A 21,139-nucleotide genomic window follows, 5' to 3' on the forward strand; every position below is an offset into this window, starting at 1 on the left:
CCACACGAATTGCTTGATTCAATTGTTAAAGAGCGGTTGGTCAGCTATTCGCTGTACCGAGGCGCGCATTCTACAGCAGCCTCTGTTGCTGTCAAGCGGTTATTTTAAGATGTTTTCAAAGTTTCCTCTGTAACATCAACCACTTGCGCTTTCGATCTCTCGTTAGCGGGAGGCGAATTCTACAGCGTTACACACTGCTGTCAACACCTCATTTCCTGCTTCGATGACTTGAAGCTGACACCGCCGAAAACCATCCAACTCATTGAAACTCAAGGAGTTTTCCGTTTCGACTGCGCCGGAAGTGGGGCGAATTATAGACAGTTACAAAACTGAGTCAAGGACTAATTGAGCGACTCTATCACTTAATCCAGAAACACCCGTAATACAGCTATATAGAGGGGGCTAACGCCCCCTCTATATAGCTACACAACACCCGACCGCCTTAAAGCCTCCACCGCTGCTGCCTTCAACCCCAGTACCTGCTCCAGCACCTGCCGGGTATGCTCACCCAGCAAAGGAGGAGCATTACGATACTCCACCGGGGTTTTGGACAACCGGATAGGGCTCGCCACTTGGGGTACCAGCCCCGCCAGCGCATGGGGCAACTGCATCGCCAACCCTCTGGCCTGAACCTGAGGATCAGCAAACACCTGCGCCAGGTCATTGATGGGCCCACAAGGCACGCCGACAGCCTCCAACTGTGCAACCCACTGAGCGGTGGTTTTAAACACCGTTGCCTGCCTGATAAGCGGTACCAGCTCCGACCGGTTCGCCACACGCAACTTGTTGGTAGCAAAACGTGGATCATCGACCCACTCGGGTCGGCCAGCTACTTCAGCAAACTTGCGGAATTGACTGTCATTTCCCACAGTAAGAATGAAGTCACCATCTGCCGTCGGAAAATCCTGATAAGGCACGATGTTCGGATGGGCATTACCCAGGCGTTGCGGAGCCACACCTGTAGTCAAATAGTTCATCGCCTGATTAGCCAAACAAGCGACCTGCACGTCCAGCAACGCCATATCTATATGCTGCCCGCCACCATCATGCTGACGATGGGCAAGGGCTGCCAGGATCGCAACCGTCGAGTAGAGCCCGGTCAAAATATCTGTCAGCGCAACACCCACCTTCACCGGCCCCGCACCCTCCTCACCCTCAGGCCGCCCGGTCAGGCTCATCAACCCACCCAGCCCCTGAACCATAAAGTCATAGCCGGCCCGCTTGGCATAAGGGCCAGTCTGACCGAACCCCGTAATCGAGCAGTAGATCAAGTCCGGATTCAATACCTTGAGCGACGCGTAGTCCAAGCCATACGCCTCCAGGCCACCCACCTTGAAGTTCTCGATCAGGATGTCGGATTTGGCTGCCAGCTCGCGAACCAGTTGCTGGCCTTGCGGCTTGGTGAAGTCAATAGTTACCGATTGCTTGTTGCGGTTGGCTGACAAGTAATAGGCAGCCTCCCCCGTACTCTCACCATAAGCATCTTTAAGGAAGGGGGGCCCCCAGGCCCGGGTGTCATCACCATTGCCCGGGCGCTCAACCTTGATTACCTCAGCCCCCAGGTCAGCCAGTATCTGCCCCGCCCACGGTCCCGCCAGCACACGAGACAAATCCAACACCCGCAAATGCGATAAAGCACCCATGAGCCGAGCTCCTGTTAATAGAACGCCTGAAGACCGGTCTGCGCACGCCCAAGAATCAAGGCATGCACATCATGCGTGCCTTCATAGGTGTTCACGACTTCCAGGTTGACCAGATGGCGCGCCACGCCGAACTCATCGGAGATTCCGTTGCCACCCAGCATGTCGCGAGCCATGCGTGCGATATCCAGGGATTTGCCACACGAGTTGCGCTTCATGATCGAAGTGATCTCAACCGCCGCGGTACCCTCATCCTTCATCCGCCCCAGACGCAGGCAACCCTGCAGGGCCAGCGTAATCTCGGTCTGCATGTCAGCCAGCTTTTTCTGGATCAGCTGGGTCGCAGCCAAAGGCCGGCCAAACTGATGACGGTCAAGGGTGTACTGGCGCGCGGTGTGCCAGCAGAACTCGGCTGCGCCCAGCGCCCCCCAGGAGATGCCGTAACGAGCCGAATTAAGACAAGTAAAAGGACCTTTCAGGCCGCGCACATCCGGAAAGATGTTCTCTTGCGGCACAAATACGTTGTCCATGACGATTTCGCCGGTAATGGACGCACGCAAACCGACCTTGCCGTGAATCGCAGGTGTAGTCAGACCCTTCCAGCCTTTTTCAAGAACAAAGCCACGAATGTCGCCTTCATCGTCCTTCGCCCACACTACAAACACATCGGCGATAGGGCTGTTGGTGATCCACATCTTGCTGCCCGTCAGGCTGTAGCCACCCTCTACCGAACGCGCACGGGTAATCATCGCACCAGGGTCAGAGCCGTGGTTTGGCTCAGTCAGACCGAAGCAGCCAATCCACTCGCCAGATGCCAGCTTGGGCAGGTACTTCTGCTTCTGCGCTTCGGTACCGAACTCATTGATCGGCACCATTACCAGGGAGGACTGCACGCTCATCATTGAACGGTAGCCCGAGTCGACACGCTCCACTTCGCGGGCAATCAGGCCGTAGCTGACGTAGTTAAGGCCACTGCCGCCGTACTGCTCAGGGATCATCGCGCCCAGCAAACCGGTCTCACCCATCTCACGGAAAATTGCAGGGTCGGTCTTCTCATTGCGGAAAGCCTCAAGTACACGCGGCGCCAGTTTGTCCCGAGCAAACTGCTCGGCACTGTCGCGCACCATGCGCTCTTCTTCAGTGAGCTGCTGATCCAGCAACAGTGGATCAATCCAGTTGAAGCTTGCTTTACCCGCCATGAGAGAACCCTCGCGTAATAGATCAAATATCGTGCACTGATCCTAGGCTCCCTCTATATAGAAGGACAAACGAGGATTCGACACGATGCTGTGATAATTTCTCACTCCGTGAACCACATGAAAGCCATTTCTGACTGTATTTAGTGAGGAAGCCGTACATGCGCCGCAAGATCCCCAGCACAACCGCCCTGATCAGCTTCGAAGCGGCTGCGCGCCATGAAAGCTTTACCAAGGCCGCACAAGAGCTTTCCATCACTCAAGGGGCTATTTGCCGACAGATCGCCAGCCTGGAAGAGTTTCTGAGTGTAGAACTGTTCCGACGCTCCAAGCGTGGCGTAAAACTGACAGAAGCCGGCATCTCCTACAGTAGGCGCATTGCAATCCAACTGGATGCTGTAGAACGGGACACGCTGTCCGTCATGGGCCAACAAGGCGCCAACGTGATCGAACTGGCCGTGGTGCCCACCTTCGGCACGCAATGGCTGCTGCCCCGGCTCAAGGACTTCCAGCAACAGCACCCGGATGTCACGGTCAACCTGACCAACCGCACACGCCCTTTTCTGTTCGCAGATACCGACTTCGATGCTGCCATCTACTTCGGTGATGCTGACTGGTCCGGCACTTCGTCCTACCGCCTGATGGGAGAAAACCCGGTACCCGTGTGTAGTCCTAACCTGCTGGGCCCGCATAAGAGCCTCTCCCCGCACACCCTCGCCGAACTCCCCCTACTGCAGCAAACCACCCGCCCCTACGCCTGGCGCCAATGGTTCAACGCCCAGGACATAAATGTGCCACGCGACATGAGCGGCCCACGTTATGAGCTCTTTTCAATGCTGGCTCAGGCGGCCATGCATGAAATGGGGGTCGCCCTGATTCCGCCCTTTTTGATTCAGCGCGAATTGGCCGAAAAACGCCTGGTGATTGCCAATGACAGCAGCCTGCCCAGCACCAGGGCTTACTACCTGATGATCCCCGAACGCAAAATTGAGTCGGCTTCATTGCAGGCCTTTCGAGACTGGCTGATCAAGCAGGCCGAGGGCTACAGCCTGATTTAAAGGATCGCATCGTCCGCACGAACTATGTAGCGCAGCATAAAAAGTCACTACATATATAAGTAAATGTCGCGTTTTGACACTCGGGACTTTGGTCTAACTGGACAAACCTGCAGGCCAGTAACCACGCGGCCTACAGGGTATTTCTCAAAGTTATGCAGCGATAACCAAAAGAAATCTGAAAAAAACTCAAAAAAACGTCAAATCTTCTGTAAGCCACGTATTTAAAGGCATGCAGCCGACCATTGCGACATTCGGTCACTGCATGACTTGTAGTTTGTATCTCGTCATCCTCCATAAGTCCTTGAAGGGTAAAAAAATTGCCAGCAGAATGCCCCGCCCCACCCATACTTTTGGTGGGATCGTGCTGATCGGCCGCCCCAGTCGCACCATCCGTAGTGCGCTGGCTTTCTTATAAAAGATCACGCAGGAGATATGACGTGCACATTGGTGTTCCTCTCGAAACCCATACGGGTGAAACGCGGGTTGCTGCAACCCCGGAAACCATCAAGAAGCTGATCGGCCAAGGCCATAAAGTGACTGTTCAAAGCGGCGCCGGCGTTAATGCCAGCGTTATCGACAGTGCTTATGAAGCCGCCGGCGCAACTATTGGCAACGCTACAGATGCTTTCGGCGCAGAGCTGATTCTCAAGGTTGTCGCCCCCAGCGACAGCGAACTGGCCCTGATCAAAACCGGCACCGTGCTGATTGGCATGCTTAACCCGTTCAGCAATGAAACCATTGCCAAACTGGCCGAGCGCGGGATCACCGCCTTCTCTCTCGAAGCTGCTCCACGAACCTCTCGTGCGCAAAGTCTTGATGTGCTGTCATCCCAAGCCAATATCGCCGGCTATAAAGCCGTCCTGATCGCCGCTCACCACTATCCGCGATTTATGCCGATGCTGATGACCGCCGCCGGTACCGTCAAAGCCGCTCGCGTGCTTATTTTGGGTGCCGGTGTTGCAGGTTTGCAGGCCATTGCCACCGCCAAGCGCCTGGGTGCCGTAATCGAAGCCAGCGATGTGCGACCTGCGGTTAAAGAGCAGATCGAATCGCTTGGAGCCAAGTTTGTCGACGTGCCTTATGAGACCGACGAAGAACGCGAGTGCGCCGTTGGCGTAGGCGGCTACGCCCGCCCGATGCCTGCCAGCTGGATGCAGCGCCAGGCACTGGCCGTGCATGAGCGCGCCAAGCAGGCTGACATCGTGATCACCACAGCCCTGATCCCGGGCCGTAAAGCCCCGGTGCTGCTAAGCGCAGAAACCGTAGCCCAGATGAAGCCGGGCTCAGTGGTCATCGATCTGGCTGCAGCCCAGGGCGGTAACTGCCCGCTGACCGTCGCCGATCAGGTCGTGGTTGAACACGGCGTAACCATCGTCGGCCACACCAACCTGCCCGCCATGGTTGCTGCGGACGCCTCGGCACTCTACGCCCGCAACCTGCTGGACTTCCTCAAGCTGGTCTTCACCTCCGAAGGGCAGTTCCAGATCAACCTTGAAGACGACATCGTCGCCGCGTGCCTGATGTGCCGCGACGGTCAAGTCGTGCGCAAAAACGGCTGAGGACAATAATAATGGAAGAGCTCATCTCCCCCGGTATCTACAACCTGATCATCTTCGTGCTGGCCATCTATGTGGGCTATCACGTGGTCTGGAACGTTACACCTGCGCTGCACACCCCGCTGATGGCCGTTACCAACGCCATCTCGGCGATCGTGATTGTAGGCGCCATGCTCGCCGCCGCGCTGACCGTTACCCCCCTGGGTAAAACCATGGGCACCCTGGCAGTCGCGCTGGCTGCCGTAAACGTATTCGGTGGATTTTTGGTCACCCGGCGCATGCTGGAAATGTTCAAGAAGAAAGCACCTAAAGCCAAAGAAGAGGTGCGCAAGCCATGAGCATGAACCTGGTTACTGTTCTGTATCTGGTTGCGTCGATCTGCTTCATTCAGGCCCTCAAAGGCCTGTCGCACCCCACCACCTCTCGTCGCGGGAACCTGTTCGGCATGCTCGGCATGGGTCTGGCGATCATTACCACGGTTGGCCTGATCTACAAGCTGGGCGCCGAGATTGCCACCGCTGGTATCGGCTACGTCATTGTTGGCCTGTTGGTCGGCGGTACAGCAGGCTCGATCATGGCCAAGCGTGTCGAGATGACCAAAATGCCTGAGCTGGTTGCCTTCATGCACAGCATGATCGGCCTCGCGGCGGTATTTATTGCCATTGCAGCCGTGGTCGAACCGCAATCGCTGGGCATCGTCAAACACCTGGGCGACGCCATCCCGGCGGGCAACCGTCTGGAGCTGTTCCTGGGCGCGGCCATTGGTGCAATCACCTTCTCCGGTTCGGTGATCGCTTTCGGCAAACTCTCGGGCAAGTACAAGTTCCGCCTGTTCCAGGGTGCACCGGTACAATTCGGCGGCCAGCACAAGCTCAATCTGGTACTGGGCCTGGCCACGCTGGGCCTGGGCATCACGTTTATGCTGACCGGCAACCTCAATGCTTTCGCGCTGATGCTGGCTCTGGCGTTCGTGCTGGGTGTGCTGATCATTATCCCGATTGGCGGCGCCGACATGCCGGTGGTGGTGTCGATGCTTAATAGCTACTCGGGGTGGGCGGCTGCCGGTATCGGTTTCTCGCTGAACAACTCGATGCTGATCATTGCCGGTTCGCTGGTAGGTTCTTCGGGCGCGATCCTGTCGTACATCATGTGCAAGGCGATGAACCGTTCGTTCTTCAACGTGATCCTCGGCGGCTTTGGCGGTGCAACCGACGTCGGTGGCCCGGCCGGTGCGCAAGAAGCCCGCCCGGTGAAATCCGGCTCGGCGGACGACGCCACCTTCCTGTTGACCAACGCCGACACCGTGATCATCGTCCCGGGTTACGGCCTGGCCGTGGCACGGGCACAACACGCACTTAAAGAGCTGACGGAAAAGCTGACTCACCGCGGCGTGACCGTGAAGTACGCGATTCACCCGGTTGCGGGCCGCATGCCAGGCCATATGAACGTACTGCTGGCCGAGGCCGAAGTGCCTTACGACCAGGTGTTCGAGATGGAAGATATCAACTCCGAGTTCGGCCAGGCCGACGTGGTGCTCGTACTGGGCGCCAACGACGTGGTCAACCCGGCGGCCAAGAACGATCCAAAATCGCCGATTGCCGGCATGCCGATCCTCGAAGCCTATAAAGCCAAGACTGTCATCGTGAACAAGCGCTCAATGGCCAGCGGCTATGCCGGTCTGGATAACGAGTTGTTTTACCTGGATAAAACCATGATGGTCTTCGGTGACGCCAAGAAAGTTATTGAAGATATGGTTAAAGCTGTCGAGTAACATCGCGCACCAACGCAACATCGAGAACCCCGGCGCTCTATTGGCCGGGGTTTTTCTTTTTCCAAGGAACCCGACCAAAGGCTCTAAATCGGCCGCTGGCATTCGACCATGGTAGCGGGACGCAAGGCTCTGAAAATGAATAGACTGCGCCTCTTGCTTCCGTTGCCCGAGATAACAATCCATGTACCGTGAACGTATTCGCCTGAACTCCCTGCACGATAAGGTCATGAGCGCCGAAGAAGCCGCCGCCCTTATCCAAGACGGCATGACTGTCGGCATGAGCGGTTTTACCCGTGCCGGCGAAGCCAAAGCCGTCCCCCAGGCCCTGGCCGAGCGGGCCAAGAAGTCGCCGCTGAAAATCACCCTGATGACCGGCGCCAGCCTGGGCAACGACCTCGACAAGCAACTGACGGAAGCCGGCGTATTGGCCCGGCGCATGCCGTTCCAGGTAGACAGCACTCTGCGCAAGGCGATCAACGCCGGTGAAGTGATGTTTATCGACCAGCATTTGTCCGAAACCGTTGAGCAGTTGCGCAACAATCAGCTCAAGCTGCCGGACATTGCAGTTATTGAAGCAGTGGCCATTACCGAACAAGGTCATATTGTTCCGACGACATCCGTGGGCAACTCCGCCAGCTTCGCGATTTTCGCCAAGCAAGTGATCGTCGAGATCAACCTGGCGCATAACCCGAACCTGGAAGGTCTGCACGACATCTATATTCCGACCTACCGTCCGACGCGCACACCGATCCCGCTGGTGAAGGTCGACGACCGTATCGGCAGCACCGCAATCCCGATCCCGGCGGAAAAAATCGTCGCCATCGTGATCACCAACAAGCCGGACTCGCCATCCACCGTGTCCGAGCCGGACAGCGAAACCGACGGTATCGCCTTTCATCTGATCAACTTCCTTAAAGCCGAAGTTGAAGCCGGGCGCATGACCAACAAGCTCGGCCCGCTGCAAGCCGGTATCGGCAACATCGCCAACGCGGTGATGTGCGGCCTGATTGACTCGCCGTTCGAAGACCTGACCATGTACTCCGAAGTACTGCAGGATTCGACCTTCGACCTGATCGACGCGGGCAAGATGAGCTTCGCTTCGGGCAGCTCCATCACCCTGTCGGAGCGTCGCAACTCGGACGTATTTGGCAATCTGGAGCGCTACAAGGACAAACTGGTCCTGCGCCCGCAGGAGATTTCCAACCACCCTGAAGTGGTTCGTCGCCTGGGTATCATAGGCATCAACACCGCCCTGGAGTTCGACATCTACGGCAACGTCAACTCCACTCACGTGTGCGGCACGCGGATGATGAACGGCATTGGCGGTTCGGGTGACTTTGCCCGCAACGCGCACCTGGCGATCTTCGTGACCAAATCCATTGCCAAGGCGGGTGCGATCTCCAGCGTGGTGCCAATGGTCAGCCACGTTGACCACACCGAACATGACGTCGACATCCTGGTTACCGAACAGGGTCTGGCCGACCTGCGTGGCCTGGCGCCGCGTGAGCGCGCACGGGTCATTATCGACAACTGTGTGCACCCGGACTTCCGTGAAGCTCTCAATGACTACTTCGCCAAGGCCTGTGCGATTGGCGGCCACACCCCGCACATCCTGCGCGAAGCCCTGAGCTGGCATATCAACCTGGAAGAAACCGGGAAAATGCTGCCGTAACCCGCGAGCTAGACAGCCGCTGACGTAAACACTGTTACGTCAGCGGCTTTTTTATGCCTTATATTTCAAAAACTGTACTGCTGTACTGGTCATTTCCCACCCGTAACACTCACTTTGACTCACCTTCGGGCCAATTTCGCACCACTTAGGTGCGGACAGGTACAGTTGAGTCTATTTGTGCCCGTACAGCGTGCATAAACAGTTAACTGGCCCATCGCAATACAGCCGAACTGTATCTAGAGACCCTGGACAAAGAGGAGGATCATTGGCATCAGTTAAACCACTAGCCAATGCCGCCACAAGCGGAAGGATGTCACCATGGAACGTACACTCAGTTCCGAACTGTTCAGCGAAAGCAGCACTGTAAACTCCCAGGCTTCCATGCCTTTGCGCGCACTTGCCAACCTGATGTTGTGGCAGCGCCGCATCTCCAGCCGCCATCAACTGGCTCGCCTGGACTCGCGTCTTCTGGCTGATGCCGGGATTAGCGAAGCACAGCGTTACGAAGAGCTGAGCAAGCCGTTCTGGCGCTGATTAGCGCTCGCTGGCCCTGACCACCGGTCCACCGCCAGCAACCTGAATTGAAAAAACAAAGCCCGTCGCGGATTACCGCTGACGGGTTTTGTCGTTTTAGGGCCGAGTTTTGCCCACTTGCAAAGTGACAAGTACAGTTTTAAATTAATTGAAATACCACAGGTACAGTTTGCTTGATACCTGATTCAGAGCACCCTGATACGCGCTTCGGACAAAACAACCTTTGCCTGAAGCAACCCTGAGCCTACTATTCGGCCCATAACCGTCTATTTTCATTAGTTCATGTTCAGGAGTATTACCATGCCCACTCTTCGCCTACTTAGTGCCGCAGTTCTGCTGGCTGTTGCTGCAAGCGCCAACGCCACGAGCTTCATCGCCACCACCGATGGCATCGTGGGTACGCTCAAAGCCACCACCGACCTGACATCGGATGCTACCGGCTCGTTTCGTGACAACAAGATCGTGCGCGCAGCCCGTGACGACGCTGCCAGCTTTGTGGCCAGCGAAGGCGCCATCCGTGGCGTGAAACTGGAAAGCGCCTTCGATGCCATCCGCCAGCAAGCACCACAGCTGCAGGCCACCGATGCACAGCTGGCCCAGGCGATCCTGACGATCTGATCGGGGTCAGCACTCTGTGAGAGCGGGCTTGCTCGCGATTCAGGCGCCCTGATTTCTCAGGTAAACCGCGCCGATACAATCGCGAGCAAGCCCGCTCCCACATATACCGTGCAGGCATGAAAAAAATTTCAACAACACCCCCACGCTGGCCCTGCCCCGGCCATTACGCTAGCCTTGGCGCTCATTCAAACAGCCTCGAGACCCATGCGTTTTTCCTTATTAGCTCTGCTTGCACTCTGCTGGACTCAATCAGCCAACGCCTTCGACCTGACCACGCAAAATGTGGTGCTCAGTGGTTATGTCACCAGTAAAGTGACGTCCGCGCCTTTTGATCACAAACTGATACGTGCCGCCCAGGATGATGCCGCCGTCTTTATTGCCAGTGATGGCCAGACGCGAGGCGCACAGCTGGAGTCTGCCCTGCGTTATCTGCGCCAGAACCAGCCAAAATTGAGTGCCAGCGACCTTGAACTGGCACAGACAATTCTCGTCCAATAAATACCCGCTTTTTCTGGAGAAAATTCATGCGTAGCCCTTTGATTGTCGCCACTCTTGGCCTTTTGCTGCTTGCCGATGTGGCACAGGCACAGACCGTCGTGCAGACCAGTAACATCATCGTGCGTGCTTTTGGCCGCACCATCGATTTTACGTCCGATACAACTACCTCCATCCGTGACTCTAAAGTAGTGCGCGAAGCCCACGACGACGCCGCCACTTTCGTTGCCAGCCAAGGCGATATTCGCGGCGTACAACTGGAAGCGGCCTTCAGCACCTTGCGCGACCGCGTGCCTGAAGCCCGTAACGCCAGCGATCACGACCTCGCCGAAGCCATACTCGCACTGTGAGGCCGTTAACGCGCTGGCTCGCCGCCTGTGGCCTGCTGCTGATTGCCAGCAGCGCCCAGGCCGCGCTGCATCTGCAACTCAAGACCGAGGGCCTGAGCCCGGCCGAGCAACAGGCCAGCCAAGCCCTGCTTGATGAAGCCATGCAGAGACTGCCACCGCGTTTTATCGAACAACTGGACCGGCAAGTCCTGGTGGGGTGGACCGATGACATGCCCGCCAACGCTTACGGCCAGGCTTCGCTGACCTCCGAGCTGGACCTTAATCGCAAGCTGCTGGCCGGGCTGACCGATGGTTCCGCTGCCCGCCTGCAGACCAACCGCCCCCACGGCACTGTGCGCCGGGAGATGCTCGCCACCGTCTTGCACGAACTGACACACCTATATGACCGTGCCCGCCTCTGGCCCACGGACGAGCGCACGCTGATACGCCGCTGCACCCGCCAAAACAGCAACACGGGGCTGATTGGCCTGCCCGACCAATGCCGCGGGCAAGCCGGACGCCGCTTCACCCTCAGCGATGACCCGCGTCTGCTTGATCTGGCCGGCTGGCAGCAATACGTGGGGCGCCGGGGCGAGCGCGAGCAAGACAATCATCAGGTGGTGCGCAGCCCGGACCTGTACGAAGTCAGCAGCCCCAAGGAATTTGTCGCAGTCAACATGGAGTATTTCCTCCTCGACCCGGCTTACGCCTGCCGCCGCCCGGCACTGTATCGCTACTACCAGCAGCATTTCGGCTGGGCGCCTGCCGCCAGAGACGAATGCCCGAAGGGTTTTGCCTTCCTCAATGCCGGCAACGATTTCGCCAAACAGCCACTGGGTACCGTCGATCCCGAGCGGGTCTACGCCGTCGATTACCTGCTGGCTGAGGCCAATCAGGAATGGGCCAGCCGCTGGGGCCATAGCATGTTGCGCCTGGTGATCTGTGCCCCGGGCCGCCCACGCGGGCCGGACTGCCGACTCGACCTGCAAGAACACTTAGTGTTGTCCTACCGGGCATTCGTCAATGACGTACAGCTCTCAAGCTGGGACGGCCTGACAGGCGCTTACCCATCGCGCCTTTTCGTTTTGCCGCTGGCCCAGGTAATTGACGAATACACCAAGACCGAACTGCGCAGCCTGGCTTCCGTGCCGCTCAAACTGAGCCGCCCTGAAATCGAAGAAGTGGTTGAACACGCCGCCGAGATGCACTGGAGCTATGACGGCGACTACTACTTCATCTCCAATAACTGTGCGGTTGAAACCCTCAAACTGCTGCGCAGCGGCAGCGACAATGCCCGGCTCAAAGGCCTAGACAGCATTGTGCCCAATGGTTTGCTCGAAGTGCTCAAGGCTCGCGGTCTGGCCGATACCAGCGTGCTGGAGGATCCCAAAGAGGCGTTGCGCCTGGGTTATCGCTTCGACTCCTACCGTGATCGCTACCAGGCGATGTTTGATGTTCTCAAAACCCGCTTGCCGATCAAGCAAACCACAGTCGAAGACTGGCTGGCCCTTGATGCAGCAGAACGCCGCCCATGGCTTGAGCAAGCCGATCTGCGCGCCAGTGCGGCATTGTTGCTGCTGGAACAAGCCAGCTTTCGTCGGCAACTGCTGTTGGCACAGGATGAGGTCAAGCAAAAGTACCTGGGCGCACGCCAGCTCAAGGATGGCGGTATGGACAAAGCCAACAAGACCCTGCAGGAAATTCTTGCCAGCAGCGGTTTTCTCAGTCGCCCGGCAGAGTTGCTCGGCAGCGACGGCTACGGCTTGCCGCAAACCAGAGAGTGGGAAAAGCTCGAATCAGAAAGCAGCCAGCGCCAGCAGCAGCTACTGCGTCTGACCACTGATCTGGACAAGGAGGTGCGCAGCCTGCTGGAGCCTGCCCGTGCAGCCGAAATTGCAGCCACCGAAGCCAACGTCAAACTGATCGGCGAACATCTACGGACAATCCACAAGGCATCCGGCGGTTTGCAGCTGCCCTGACCGAACTAAAGTTCGGTTGACAAGCCCTATCATTCTGCCACTATTCCGCGATGGAAAGTGGCACCGCGCCATTATTCGGCACTGATCAATGCCGTTGGCCACACCATCGTTTGAGTCACACCCTCTCATTTGTGAAGTGCTTGCCATAACCCCGGCAGGGACTGGCATGCACCGTTTACAGGTATCGGCAGGATTATATGGAGATAGCCAGAAACGACCGCACCTCTGTCTGGACGCTAGGCGACCAGGAGTGGCTGCAAGCAGATGACGGTACATTCTCTCTGCACCAGGTCGCTGGTACCAAGCCCCCGGCCGAGCTGGTTGATCTGGATTATCTGGTCGGGGCAACACCCGCGCCTGATACCTCTCCCGGCAACTACCTGCCTGCTGCGTTCGCGTTTTGCCCCAGCACAGGCAAAGAACTGCCGAAGGTCGCCTACCAGACAACTACCCGCTGGCTACCGCCTTATGGCGATGGCAGTGGCTCTCGCGTGATCAATGAGCGCTGCAAACTGTCCTCGTCCGAGGAGATCAGCTCGCGCTTGTACAGCCAGTTGCTCGATACCCGCCAGGGTGACCTGAACAGTCGCAAGCTGATTATTGAGTTGCCTCGCAAGAACGGCCTCAACTTCCTCGCCGCCAACCTCGGCGGGCATCGCGAAGCCCTGTACGCACTAAGCCGCGAAGGCAGCTTGTTCCTGTGGCAAAGAGGCTCGGGCAAGTGGCTTGAGTTACTGCCAAAGAGCGAACCCATCGGTCGCTCTCGCCTGGAAAGCTGGGCCTGGTCAGTCGCCCTTCACGTGGACGAAAACCAGCAGCACCTGTTGCTCTCCAGCGATAGCGGAGCGACGTTAGTCAGTGTCGACCCACTCACACTGCGTTACCAAACCTTGCGCGACGACGGCAGCCCGCTGGCCGGCCCTGGCACACTGGAAGGCCAGTCTTATTTGCCTCAGCTCAAGAGCGGCCACGTTTGCATCGTCAACCCTGCCAGCCTCTACGGGTGGGACCGTTGCCTGGTTGAAGGCGCTGACCATGAGCGCATGACCCGGCTCTCGGCGCCGATTCTCGACGCAGCCTCCCGCCGCCTGTTGTGGATCGGTGAACACGGCTACCTCAGCCTGACCCAAGGCAGCGAACTCAAGGCCCAATGGCATCCGTGGCCCAACAACGCCACCGCCCATCCCGAGCAAGGGCCACCGTTTCTGGACGGCAGGGGCCTGTGGCAGCTGATCTTCGATGCCGACGGTCAGCATTACCTGCAACTGGATCCGGGTGCTACCGACCTGCCGATGCCCATCAAGGGGTATCGCCTGAGCACCGGTCATTTGAGCTTTAAATACAACATCCGGCTTGAGTTGCCCTGGGGCGAACACGACGAAAACATCGAGCCCACCACCCGTGAAGTGGTGCAGCCCTTCATCGAATTCGCCACGCAAAAGCGACTTCTCTCAATGCGGGCCCAGCAGTCCAGTACGCTGGAAACCTTTTTCGACAGCCGCCAGCCAATGGACGTTGATTATTGCTTCGAGCAGATTGGTGATCAGCGCTTTTCGATCAGTGCCCGCGCCAGCGAACCCTGGAATGCCCAGTGGTTCTTTTTTGATAACGCAATGTGGCTGTATATCGACTCATGCGGAGCGCTTTACCGATGGAATGCTTGACCTTCTGGCTGCGCCGCTGCCTGTTGCTCTCCCTCGTACTTGCCAGCAGCGTGGCCAGCGCAGAGCCTCTGCGCCAGGTATTCCTGGTACAAAATTCAGGTTGGATGGAGCCGTTCTACAGCGACCCGTCATCGCCGTTCAAGTCGATGGTCACCCAACTGGTGGGCACTGCTGCCGGCAGCGCAGAAGTCGTCATTGGCGGGTTCAACCAGGCTGACAGTCAGCACCCTTCGCCCGAGTGGATCTATCGCGGCCCGGCCAACCACGCTGCACTGCCCAACTACGTCAATGGCTTGAAGCTGGAGCGCAAAGCCAGCGGTGCCTATGCCGACACGGACTTCAAAGAGGCTTTGCTGGCCTCAATCACTACCGGGCTGGAAGGTCGCGAGGGTATTGTCTGGATCATCACCAACAATAAAAACAGCCCGAACAACAGCAGCGAAACCCAGGCCAAAAACCGCGAATTCTACGACCTGTTGCATAGCGAAGCAGCTATCACCCGGATTGCCGCCTTCCCGCAGAAAATGCCGGTCAAAGGCCCCAACTACGAAGCCAACGGGTTGATGATCTACGCTCTGGCCTATGGTCAAAAAGCCGGTGTCGCACTGGAGCAGGTGCTCAATCAGCCTGCCCTCGCCAGCTTGCTTAAAGATGACCGGGTACGGCTAAAGCCGTTGACCCAGGCTGCCGTGCGCTTTATTCCTACCGGTGTTGAAGACACTCAGGACGTGAGTGCCGAACTGGCCCCCGACCAGCAAACGGTCATCCTCAATATCAACGTCGACAGCTCGCCGAAAACGGCAGTGCTGCTGGGCAAATTCGAAAACCAGTTCAACCCTTACCAGATTCATGACGCGAAAATAGGCATGACCCTGGACATGCCGGGCGAAGCCCTGAACTCGAATATATCGCTGGATCGCCTGACAGACCTCGAGCCAGGCGCCCGCTCCGACGAGCTGAAGATCAGCCTGCAACTGCCGCCCCTGCCATCGCAATGGTCCAGCGATGTGATCTTTTCCAGCGGTTACCAACGCGCCGGCAGCATCAGCATCAACCTCAGCGAGCAACAACTGCGTATCTCCCAGGGGTTCATTGCGCGCATGAATGAACTGTTCCCCGGTGACGCCCTGCCTGACGTATTTATCCCCTCCGGTGAAGCCACTACTTCCGAGACCCGTCTGCCGGTTGTGCTGAAAATCAGCTACCCGCTCGGTCCGGTACTCATGCTGCTGGGGCTGTTTGTTCTGCTCTTGATTGGCGCCCTGCTGGCTGCCTTGCTGATTGCAGGCAAAAAGACCCTGACCGTGATCGTCGAAGGTGTGCCCCAGTCTTATCCGCTCAAGCCCTTCAGCAGTGCCGGCGTATACGATTCAAACCAGAACAGGGTCGCGACCCTCAAGCGCGGTCTGTTTGGTGCCCGCCTGGAAAATATCCAGCCCGATACCGCCGTACGACTCAAGTAACCCCACACGCATAGCAAGGAAGTTTTATACATGGCACAGACCAGCACATTGCCAGCACCTATCGAAAGCGAAAGCCCTGCACCTGCGCCGTCGCCCACGACCACGACCACCACTCTGGCCGCGCCGCAACCGCTGGGTCTTGACCTCGGGGCGAAGAAAGTCGACAGCCGCGATGCCCTGATTGGCGTCGCCGTGCTGGTGGTACTGGCCATCCTGTTTTTCGTGATCAAAAACGCCTATGCCAACTGGCGCGTACGTGAGCGTGTCGCACCGAGCCGGGCAAACGCCTCGGGCTGGTTCCTGTTTCTGGGCCTGTTGATGATCGCCATCATGGCCGTGCTCGCCGTACTCAACTCGGGGCAGTTCCTTGCGCCGCTCTACATCGCACCGTTGGGTGGCGTAGCTGCCATCTCGCTGGTGGCATGGCTGATGACGTTTTCGGCCAAACGCTAAACCCTAACGCCGGGGGGAACAACCCGCCCCTGGCCCGCTTTACCTGATTTGTGGATCAACACGCCGAGATCATCGGTTAGCCCCAAGGGCTCATGGAGTTTTAGATGGACAAGAGTGCACAACCTTCCGGCCCGGCAACCCCTCCGGTCAGTGAAAAGATTCACCCCACCTTGTTTATCGCCCTGGGCGGCACCGGCATGAAGGTCAACATCCGCCTGCGCCGGCGCATCCTCAATGCCATTTGGGGAGGAAACAATCAGGTACAGCACATTTCGGATTTTCCGCTGGTGCAGTTCATCAACTTCGACCTCGACTCCGGCGAAGTGACCCAGGATGGCAAATCGGTCAAAACTGACGTACTTGCCGAGCAGGTGGCCTTCACCTCCGAAGAAAAAGTCATTGAACCTCTGCACCTGAGCAAGTACACCCACTCCATTGATGAGCTCAATCGTCACCGTGAGGTGGCCGAGTGGTTCCCGTTGACGCCGGACAAGATCAAATCCCTGGGGATTGACCCTTCCAAAGGGGCCGGACAGATTCGCGCGTTGTCCCGCCTGTATTTTTTCGACAAATACCCCACCATTCGCGACAAATTGCGCGACAAGGTCGGGCGCTTGCTCAACAACATCGGCACTCAGGCTGACAAGCTGAAAAAACTCGGCCTGGAAATTGACCCCGGCAAAATCCGTATCGTCATCACCGGCTCTGCAGCGGGCGGCACAGGTTCAGGGTCATTTCTGGACATGGGCTACCTGGCCAAGGCAATCCTTAAAGAAAACAATATCTCCGGCAAGGTCGACCTGTTTTTTGTTTTGCCAGGCGGCTTCAATGCCTTCAATACCGAGCGGGTACAGGCAAACGGCTACGCCGCCTTGATGGAACTGGAAACCTGCATGCGCGGCAACCCGTTGCTCAAGCACTGGGACGCCACCGACAACCTGTTTATCGAATCACGTCCCTACGATGATGTGTTCATCCTCGACAACGGCAATGTCGCGCAAGCCAGAACCGAAAACCAGGAAGACATCTACGAGATGGTCTCCGATGTGTTGTTCACCGACTTCACCTCGCAAGACTTCGCGAACAAAAAACGCTCGGTGGCCGTCAACCAGAACCAGTTCAAGATCCGTAGCTTTGACGTCAGCCTGCCGCAAGATTACGGCAGCGACACCAAGCTGCGCTTCCCGCGCGCTTACTCCTCCGTAGGGCAGGCGGTGCTCGACACCCAGATCGATGCCCGCCAGAACGTACGCCTTAACCAGCAAGTGCAACACATGCTCAAGGCATTCTTTGGTGTGGCCAACGCGGAAGTCACGGGCAATCGCCCGACCGATAAAGAGCGCGACGAGTTCCTCAAGGAACAGCTGACAATCACTGCGCGCACGTTCACAGATCTACCCGAGTTTCTGTCTCGCGTAGAGCTGACCCAGGCTACGGGTGAGTTCACTCACTACCAGATTGCCGATGACCTGCTACAGGTCGAGGGTGACAACAGCGTCATTGCCCAGATCGAACAAAAGGTCGAGGTCTTGTTCGAGCGCCTGCAGAACGGCGGCGCCGATAAGGATCAATGGCTGACACTGGTACGCGAAATTCAGCAGCAACTGGAACGTGATACCAAAGGCAGTTCCATCGACAGCGCCGAGCGCAACCATGAGGTGCGCATCAAGGAAAACCGGCTCAAGCGTTTCGCTCAATGGACACGTGAAGACAGCTTGCCCGAGCAGCTGTTCCGTCGTCTCGACGACGACGAGCGCGGTGGGCTGGATTACACCCTGGCGCTGGTCGAAATGATCAAGGACCGTCTTGAAAACGATAACGGCATCATTCCCGCACTGGAAAAAAACGCCGGGCGTTTCAAGGAACTGTCTGAAAAGCTCGAGTCGTCAGAGCTTGCCCGGGAATTCGAGCGTCTGAAAGAAACCACGGGCAAAGGCCTGCTGGCCCGCCTGAGCGGTAAAGAAAAACAAGCCGACACCGTGATCAGCCAAGTCAAAGACACACTGCGCGACAGCCTGCTGTTCTATGTGCGCTCGGTCGCTGCCCGCGAGGCTGCACAATTGCTGCGCGACATTTCCGAATGGTTGGGGCGCAAGGAATCGGTCGACAACAACGGCCGCCCACTCTGGAGTGGCTTTGTCGGCCGCCTGCAGGATGGCCGCAACGCAGTCGATAACTTGCTCAAAGGTATCGATGCCAATATCGCCAAAATCAAGGCGAGCATCCACACCCAACACGCCACGCTGATCCCGCTGCAACTGGTGAAAAACGACGACGAACAACCCGTCGACAGCCAGCAAGTACGTGAGTGGGCCAAGGATGCATTCAAGGACTTCGGCGGCTCGAAAACCTTGTTTGGCAAACTGCAGACTCAAGAAGGCCAGGAAGAGTTGCTGCTCAAGCTACGCAACAAGGCCGTACAGCAGTTGCCGAAGAATCTGCCGGGCGTCGACCCGTTGATGACGGCCCTGGCTGCGCTGACCCCGGATGAACAGCGCGAGAAATTCCGCCTGCTGCTGCAGCGGGCCATGCCCTGGGTGCCACTGAACCTCAATGGCGACTTTGATATTCACAAAGACCTTTACACCTGTCTGATTGGCGTACAAAACGCCAGTGAGTTCAGCCGCACTTATGGCGCCCAACTGGCCCAGTGTCTGCCGCAAGGCACGGGGATGACCGCCGGGCAAATTCAGTTTGTGGAGTCCGGTATGCCCGGCAAACTGATTTGCTACACCGAATTAAGCGGTTTCCCGATCCCGGCGTTGACCCAGCTGTCGACTTACCTGGCCAGCTATCGCAAAGAAAGTGCAATCATCCCGTTGCATGTGCACAAACGCATCAGCCAGTTCGTGCAGCCCATCCAGTTCAACCAGGAGCAATACCGCCAGTTTGCCGAAGACTTCAAACTCTTTCTGCACGCTATTGCACTGGGCATCCTGGAGCGTCTGAACAACGGCTTGTACGAGTTCCTCATCGCCAAGGACAACTTCACCATTGGTGATGAGTTCTCCATTCGTCAAAGCGGCTTCCACAGTATTCATCGCACCGACATTACTGCGCAGGTCAAGGAGAAGTCCTTGCGCCTGGATAACGCTCAAGTGGCGGCGCTGGTAGAAGTGTTCGAAGATTTAAGTACCAGCGCCTACAAAGCGCAGAAACGCACGAACGAGAAAGGTGTATCCAGCAATTTTGAAGCATTTCCGTTCAAGATCGCCGAGTTGTTGAAGAACGAATATCTGGCTCGACTGAACCGTCAGGCTCCAGCTGACGCGAAAAATCTGCGTACGCTTGCCGAGCAATACAAAGGGCAATGGGGCCGTCATATCGAAGGCTCCCTGGCTGATGTGTACAAAGAAGAAGTGGATGCCCTCCACGGCGAAAAACTCACCGTGGTTAAAGAGTTCTTTAACGAAGGCTGGCTGGAAAATCTGTTCAACCAGGCCAGTGCAGCCCCGCCAGCAGGTATGGCTCCACCACCGCCAGCAGCAGGTAACGGCGCACCACCACCGTTCGCCGCACCACAGCACAGCTACCACCTGAGTGTCAGCGGGACCAATTACGGCCCTTACAACACCCAGCAATTGCAGCAATATGTGCAATCCGGGCAAATCACCCGCGACAGCCTGCTGTGGCGTGAAGGCATGCCTGCCTGGCAGACGGCCGGGCAAATCATGGAGCTTGCGCACCTGTTTGCGCCAGCCGTGGGCGGCCCTCCTCTGACAGCCCCGGCTCCACCGCCAGCACCTTGAGCGCACACGAGAAGACCATGTCCGCATCGTCAGCCAAAGCCTCTGCATTCCCGACCTCATGCGCCAACAGCGCCTGCGGTCAGGGGCTCTGCGGCCCAGTTAAATACTGCCCGTTCTGCGGCGCCCCGCTTCAGCAGGCGCCCGCAGCGGTTACCCCGGTACCGGCAGCTGAACCCAAGGCTCGGCCAGCCACCCCTGCACCCAAAGCAACCGTCACACCTGCCAGTGCTCCACCACCCCGGGACATACCTGCTGCAGCGCCAACACCTGTACCAGGTCCGGCGGCTCCCCCACCTGCGCCGCCTGCCGCAACACCAGCGCCCACCAACAGAAAACCGGTCCTGATAATGGCAGTTGTAACTCTGGCAGTGGTGGTGGGCGGCTACGTTGCAATCAAGATGATGGCCGGGCAAAGCCAGCAAAAGCTCGATGCTTTTTTGCAAACCGGTCAGAGCTGTTTTGACACCAGGGACTTTGCTTGCGCGCTGGACAATGCCGGGCTCGCCTTGCAACAGGACAGCAATGACCCTCGCGCCTTGAGTCTGCTGCAGCGTGCGCAGGCCGCCCAGGCGCGCCAGCAACAATTGCAGGATGCGGCGCAAAAACAGCAGTTGCTCAAAGCCCAGGCCGCCGAGGCGACGCGACAAGCCGATGCCCTGCGCGAACAGCAAGCTCTTGAGCGCCAACGCCAGGAAGCGGCCGATCGCCAGGTGCGTGACCAACAGCAGCAACAGGCTGCCAAAGCTGTTAATGCCTCCCTGCAACAAGCGCAAAACGCGCTCAATGCCGGGGAGTACCAGTCTGCAATTGCCGTGGCCAGGGTCGTGCTGGGTATGGATCCAAACAATAGTCGGGCGCGCAACATCATCCGCCAGGCTGAACAACAACTCAAAGAAGCACTGAATCGAACCCGGATCGAATAATCAGGGTGTATGAGTTTTCCCCTCTCTTACTTGGAAGTT

General features: G+C 57.6%; 17 protein-coding genes. 15 read left to right on the forward strand and 2 right to left on the reverse strand.

Going from position 1 to position 21,139, the window contains the following annotated elements:
* Window positions 1–422 precede the first annotated feature (422 nt).
* On the reverse strand, window positions 423–1,643 hold the full coding sequence (locus QN377_RS15440; RefSeq protein WP_322213925.1) for a CaiB/BaiF CoA-transferase family protein: 1,221 nt from the start codon (window positions 1,641–1,643) through the stop codon (window positions 423–425).
* A 14-nt stretch (window positions 1,644–1,657) separates the two neighbouring features.
* Window positions 1,658–2,839 (reverse strand): acyl-CoA dehydrogenase, encoded by a 1,182-nt coding sequence (locus QN377_RS15445; RefSeq protein WP_094999506.1) that lies wholly within the window; start codon window positions 2,837–2,839, stop codon window positions 1,658–1,660.
* Between the two features lie 158 nt (window positions 2,840–2,997).
* On the opposite strand from QN377_RS15445, the gene QN377_RS15450 reads away from it, so the two are divergent.
* The 15 genes from QN377_RS15450 to QN377_RS15520 all read left to right on the forward strand — a co-directional run bounded on the left by QN377_RS15450 (window position 2,998) and on the right by QN377_RS15520 (window position 21,100).
* Window positions 2,998–3,894: a LysR family transcriptional regulator gene (locus QN377_RS15450; RefSeq protein ID WP_095017960.1), complete on the forward strand. Its 897-nt coding sequence runs from the start codon at window positions 2,998–3,000 to the stop codon at window positions 3,892–3,894.
* 437 nt (window positions 3,895–4,331) lie between these two features.
* Entirely contained in the window at window positions 4,332–5,453 is a 1,122-nt protein-coding gene (locus QN377_RS15455) for a Re/Si-specific NAD(P)(+) transhydrogenase subunit alpha (RefSeq protein WP_094999508.1), read from the forward strand.
* An 11-nt stretch (window positions 5,454–5,464) separates the two neighbouring features.
* Entirely contained in the window at window positions 5,465–5,788 is a 324-nt protein-coding gene (locus tag QN377_RS15460) for an NAD(P) transhydrogenase subunit alpha (RefSeq protein WP_003438157.1), read from the forward strand.
* Window positions 5,785–7,221 (forward strand): NAD(P)(+) transhydrogenase (Re/Si-specific) subunit beta, encoded by a 1,437-nt coding sequence (locus QN377_RS15465; protein WP_094999509.1) that lies wholly within the window; start codon window positions 5,785–5,787, stop codon window positions 7,219–7,221. The genes QN377_RS15460 and QN377_RS15465 overlap by 4 nt, the downstream gene beginning before the upstream one ends.
* 181 nt (window positions 7,222–7,402) lie before the next feature.
* Entirely contained in the window at window positions 7,403–8,893 is a 1,491-nt protein-coding gene (locus tag QN377_RS15470) for an acetyl-CoA hydrolase/transferase family protein (RefSeq protein ID WP_094999510.1), read from the forward strand.
* A gap of 318 nt (window positions 8,894–9,211) precedes the next feature.
* A complete protein-coding gene (locus QN377_RS15475; RefSeq protein WP_095017959.1) occupies window positions 9,212–9,427 on the forward strand; it encodes a DUF1127 domain-containing protein in 216 nt (71 codons plus the stop codon).
* Window positions 9,428–9,727: 300 nt separating this feature from the next.
* Window positions 9,728–10,045 carry a DUF2388 domain-containing protein gene (locus QN377_RS15480; protein ID WP_094999512.1) on the forward strand — a complete coding sequence of 106 codons (318 nt, stop codon included), beginning with the start codon at window positions 9,728–9,730 and terminating at the stop codon, window positions 10,043–10,045.
* 204 nt (window positions 10,046–10,249) lie between these two features.
* Window positions 10,250–10,543, forward strand: a complete 294-nt coding sequence (locus QN377_RS15485) for a DUF2388 domain-containing protein (RefSeq protein ID WP_094999513.1) — start codon at window positions 10,250–10,252, stop codon at window positions 10,541–10,543.
* A 26-nt stretch (window positions 10,544–10,569) separates the two neighbouring features.
* Window positions 10,570–10,890, forward strand: a complete 321-nt coding sequence (locus QN377_RS15490; protein WP_016782951.1) for a DUF2388 domain-containing protein — start codon at window positions 10,570–10,572, stop codon at window positions 10,888–10,890.
* Window positions 10,887–12,848, forward strand: coding sequence for a DUF4105 domain-containing protein (locus tag QN377_RS15495; protein ID WP_095017958.1), 1,962 nt, complete (start codon window positions 10,887–10,889; stop codon window positions 12,846–12,848). The genes QN377_RS15490 and QN377_RS15495 overlap by 4 nt, the downstream gene beginning before the upstream one ends.
* Window positions 12,849–13,045: 197 nt before the next feature.
* Window positions 13,046–14,512 carry a hypothetical protein gene (locus QN377_RS15500; protein WP_095017957.1) on the forward strand — a complete coding sequence of 489 codons (1,467 nt, stop codon included), beginning with the start codon at window positions 13,046–13,048 and terminating at the stop codon, window positions 14,510–14,512.
* Window positions 14,500–15,975, forward strand: coding sequence for a hypothetical protein (locus QN377_RS15505; RefSeq protein ID WP_095017956.1), 1,476 nt, complete (start codon window positions 14,500–14,502; stop codon window positions 15,973–15,975). The genes QN377_RS15500 and QN377_RS15505 overlap by 13 nt, the downstream gene beginning before the upstream one ends.
* 30 nt (window positions 15,976–16,005) lie before the next feature.
* Window positions 16,006–16,428 (forward strand): hypothetical protein, encoded by a 423-nt coding sequence (locus tag QN377_RS15510; RefSeq protein WP_095017955.1) that lies wholly within the window; start codon window positions 16,006–16,008, stop codon window positions 16,426–16,428.
* A 104-nt stretch (window positions 16,429–16,532) separates the two neighbouring features.
* A complete protein-coding gene (locus QN377_RS15515) occupies window positions 16,533–20,177 on the forward strand; it encodes a tubulin-like doman-containing protein (protein WP_322213917.1) in 3,645 nt (1,214 codons plus the stop codon).
* Window positions 20,178–20,524: 347 nt separating this feature from the next.
* Window positions 20,525–21,100, forward strand: coding sequence for a hypothetical protein (locus tag QN377_RS15520; RefSeq protein WP_095017953.1), 576 nt, complete (start codon window positions 20,525–20,527; stop codon window positions 21,098–21,100).
* Window positions 21,101–21,139: the final 39 nt, after the last annotated feature.

Origin of the sequence: Pseudomonas sp. CCC4.1 (genome assembly GCF_035019225.1) — a bacterium.
GTDB classification, from domain to species: domain Bacteria; phylum Pseudomonadota; class Gammaproteobacteria; order Pseudomonadales; family Pseudomonadaceae; genus Aquipseudomonas; species Aquipseudomonas bubulae.

Coding starts and splice junctions, on each gene's coding strand:
- QN377_RS15440 (WP_322213925.1), bottom strand. CDS start 1,643: ATGGGTGCTTTATCGCATTTGCGGGTGTTGGATTTGTCTCGTGTGCTG.
- QN377_RS15445 (WP_094999506.1), bottom strand. CDS start 2,839: ATGGCGGGTAAAGCAAGCTTCAACTGGATTGATCCACTGTTGCTGGAT.
- QN377_RS15450 (WP_095017960.1), top strand. CDS start 2,998: ATGCGCCGCAAGATCCCCAGCACAACCGCCCTGATCAGCTTCGAAGCG.
- QN377_RS15460 (WP_003438157.1), top strand. CDS start 5,465: ATGGAAGAGCTCATCTCCCCCGGTATCTACAACCTGATCATCTTCGTG.
- QN377_RS15465 (WP_094999509.1), top strand. CDS start 5,785: ATGAGCATGAACCTGGTTACTGTTCTGTATCTGGTTGCGTCGATCTGC.
- QN377_RS15470 (WP_094999510.1), top strand. CDS start 7,403: ATGTACCGTGAACGTATTCGCCTGAACTCCCTGCACGATAAGGTCATG.
- QN377_RS15475 (WP_095017959.1), top strand. CDS start 9,212: ATGGAACGTACACTCAGTTCCGAACTGTTCAGCGAAAGCAGCACTGTA.
- QN377_RS15480 (WP_094999512.1), top strand. CDS start 9,728: ATGCCCACTCTTCGCCTACTTAGTGCCGCAGTTCTGCTGGCTGTTGCT.
- QN377_RS15485 (WP_094999513.1), top strand. CDS start 10,250: ATGCGTTTTTCCTTATTAGCTCTGCTTGCACTCTGCTGGACTCAATCA.
- QN377_RS15490 (WP_016782951.1), top strand. CDS start 10,570: ATGCGTAGCCCTTTGATTGTCGCCACTCTTGGCCTTTTGCTGCTTGCC.
- QN377_RS15500 (WP_095017957.1), top strand. CDS start 13,046: ATGGAGATAGCCAGAAACGACCGCACCTCTGTCTGGACGCTAGGCGAC.
- QN377_RS15505 (WP_095017956.1), top strand. CDS start 14,500: ATGGAATGCTTGACCTTCTGGCTGCGCCGCTGCCTGTTGCTCTCCCTC.
- QN377_RS15510 (WP_095017955.1), top strand. CDS start 16,006: ATGGCACAGACCAGCACATTGCCAGCACCTATCGAAAGCGAAAGCCCT.
- QN377_RS15515 (WP_322213917.1), top strand. CDS start 16,533: ATGGACAAGAGTGCACAACCTTCCGGCCCGGCAACCCCTCCGGTCAGT.
- QN377_RS15520 (WP_095017953.1), top strand. CDS start 20,525: ATGGCAGTTGTAACTCTGGCAGTGGTGGTGGGCGGCTACGTTGCAATC.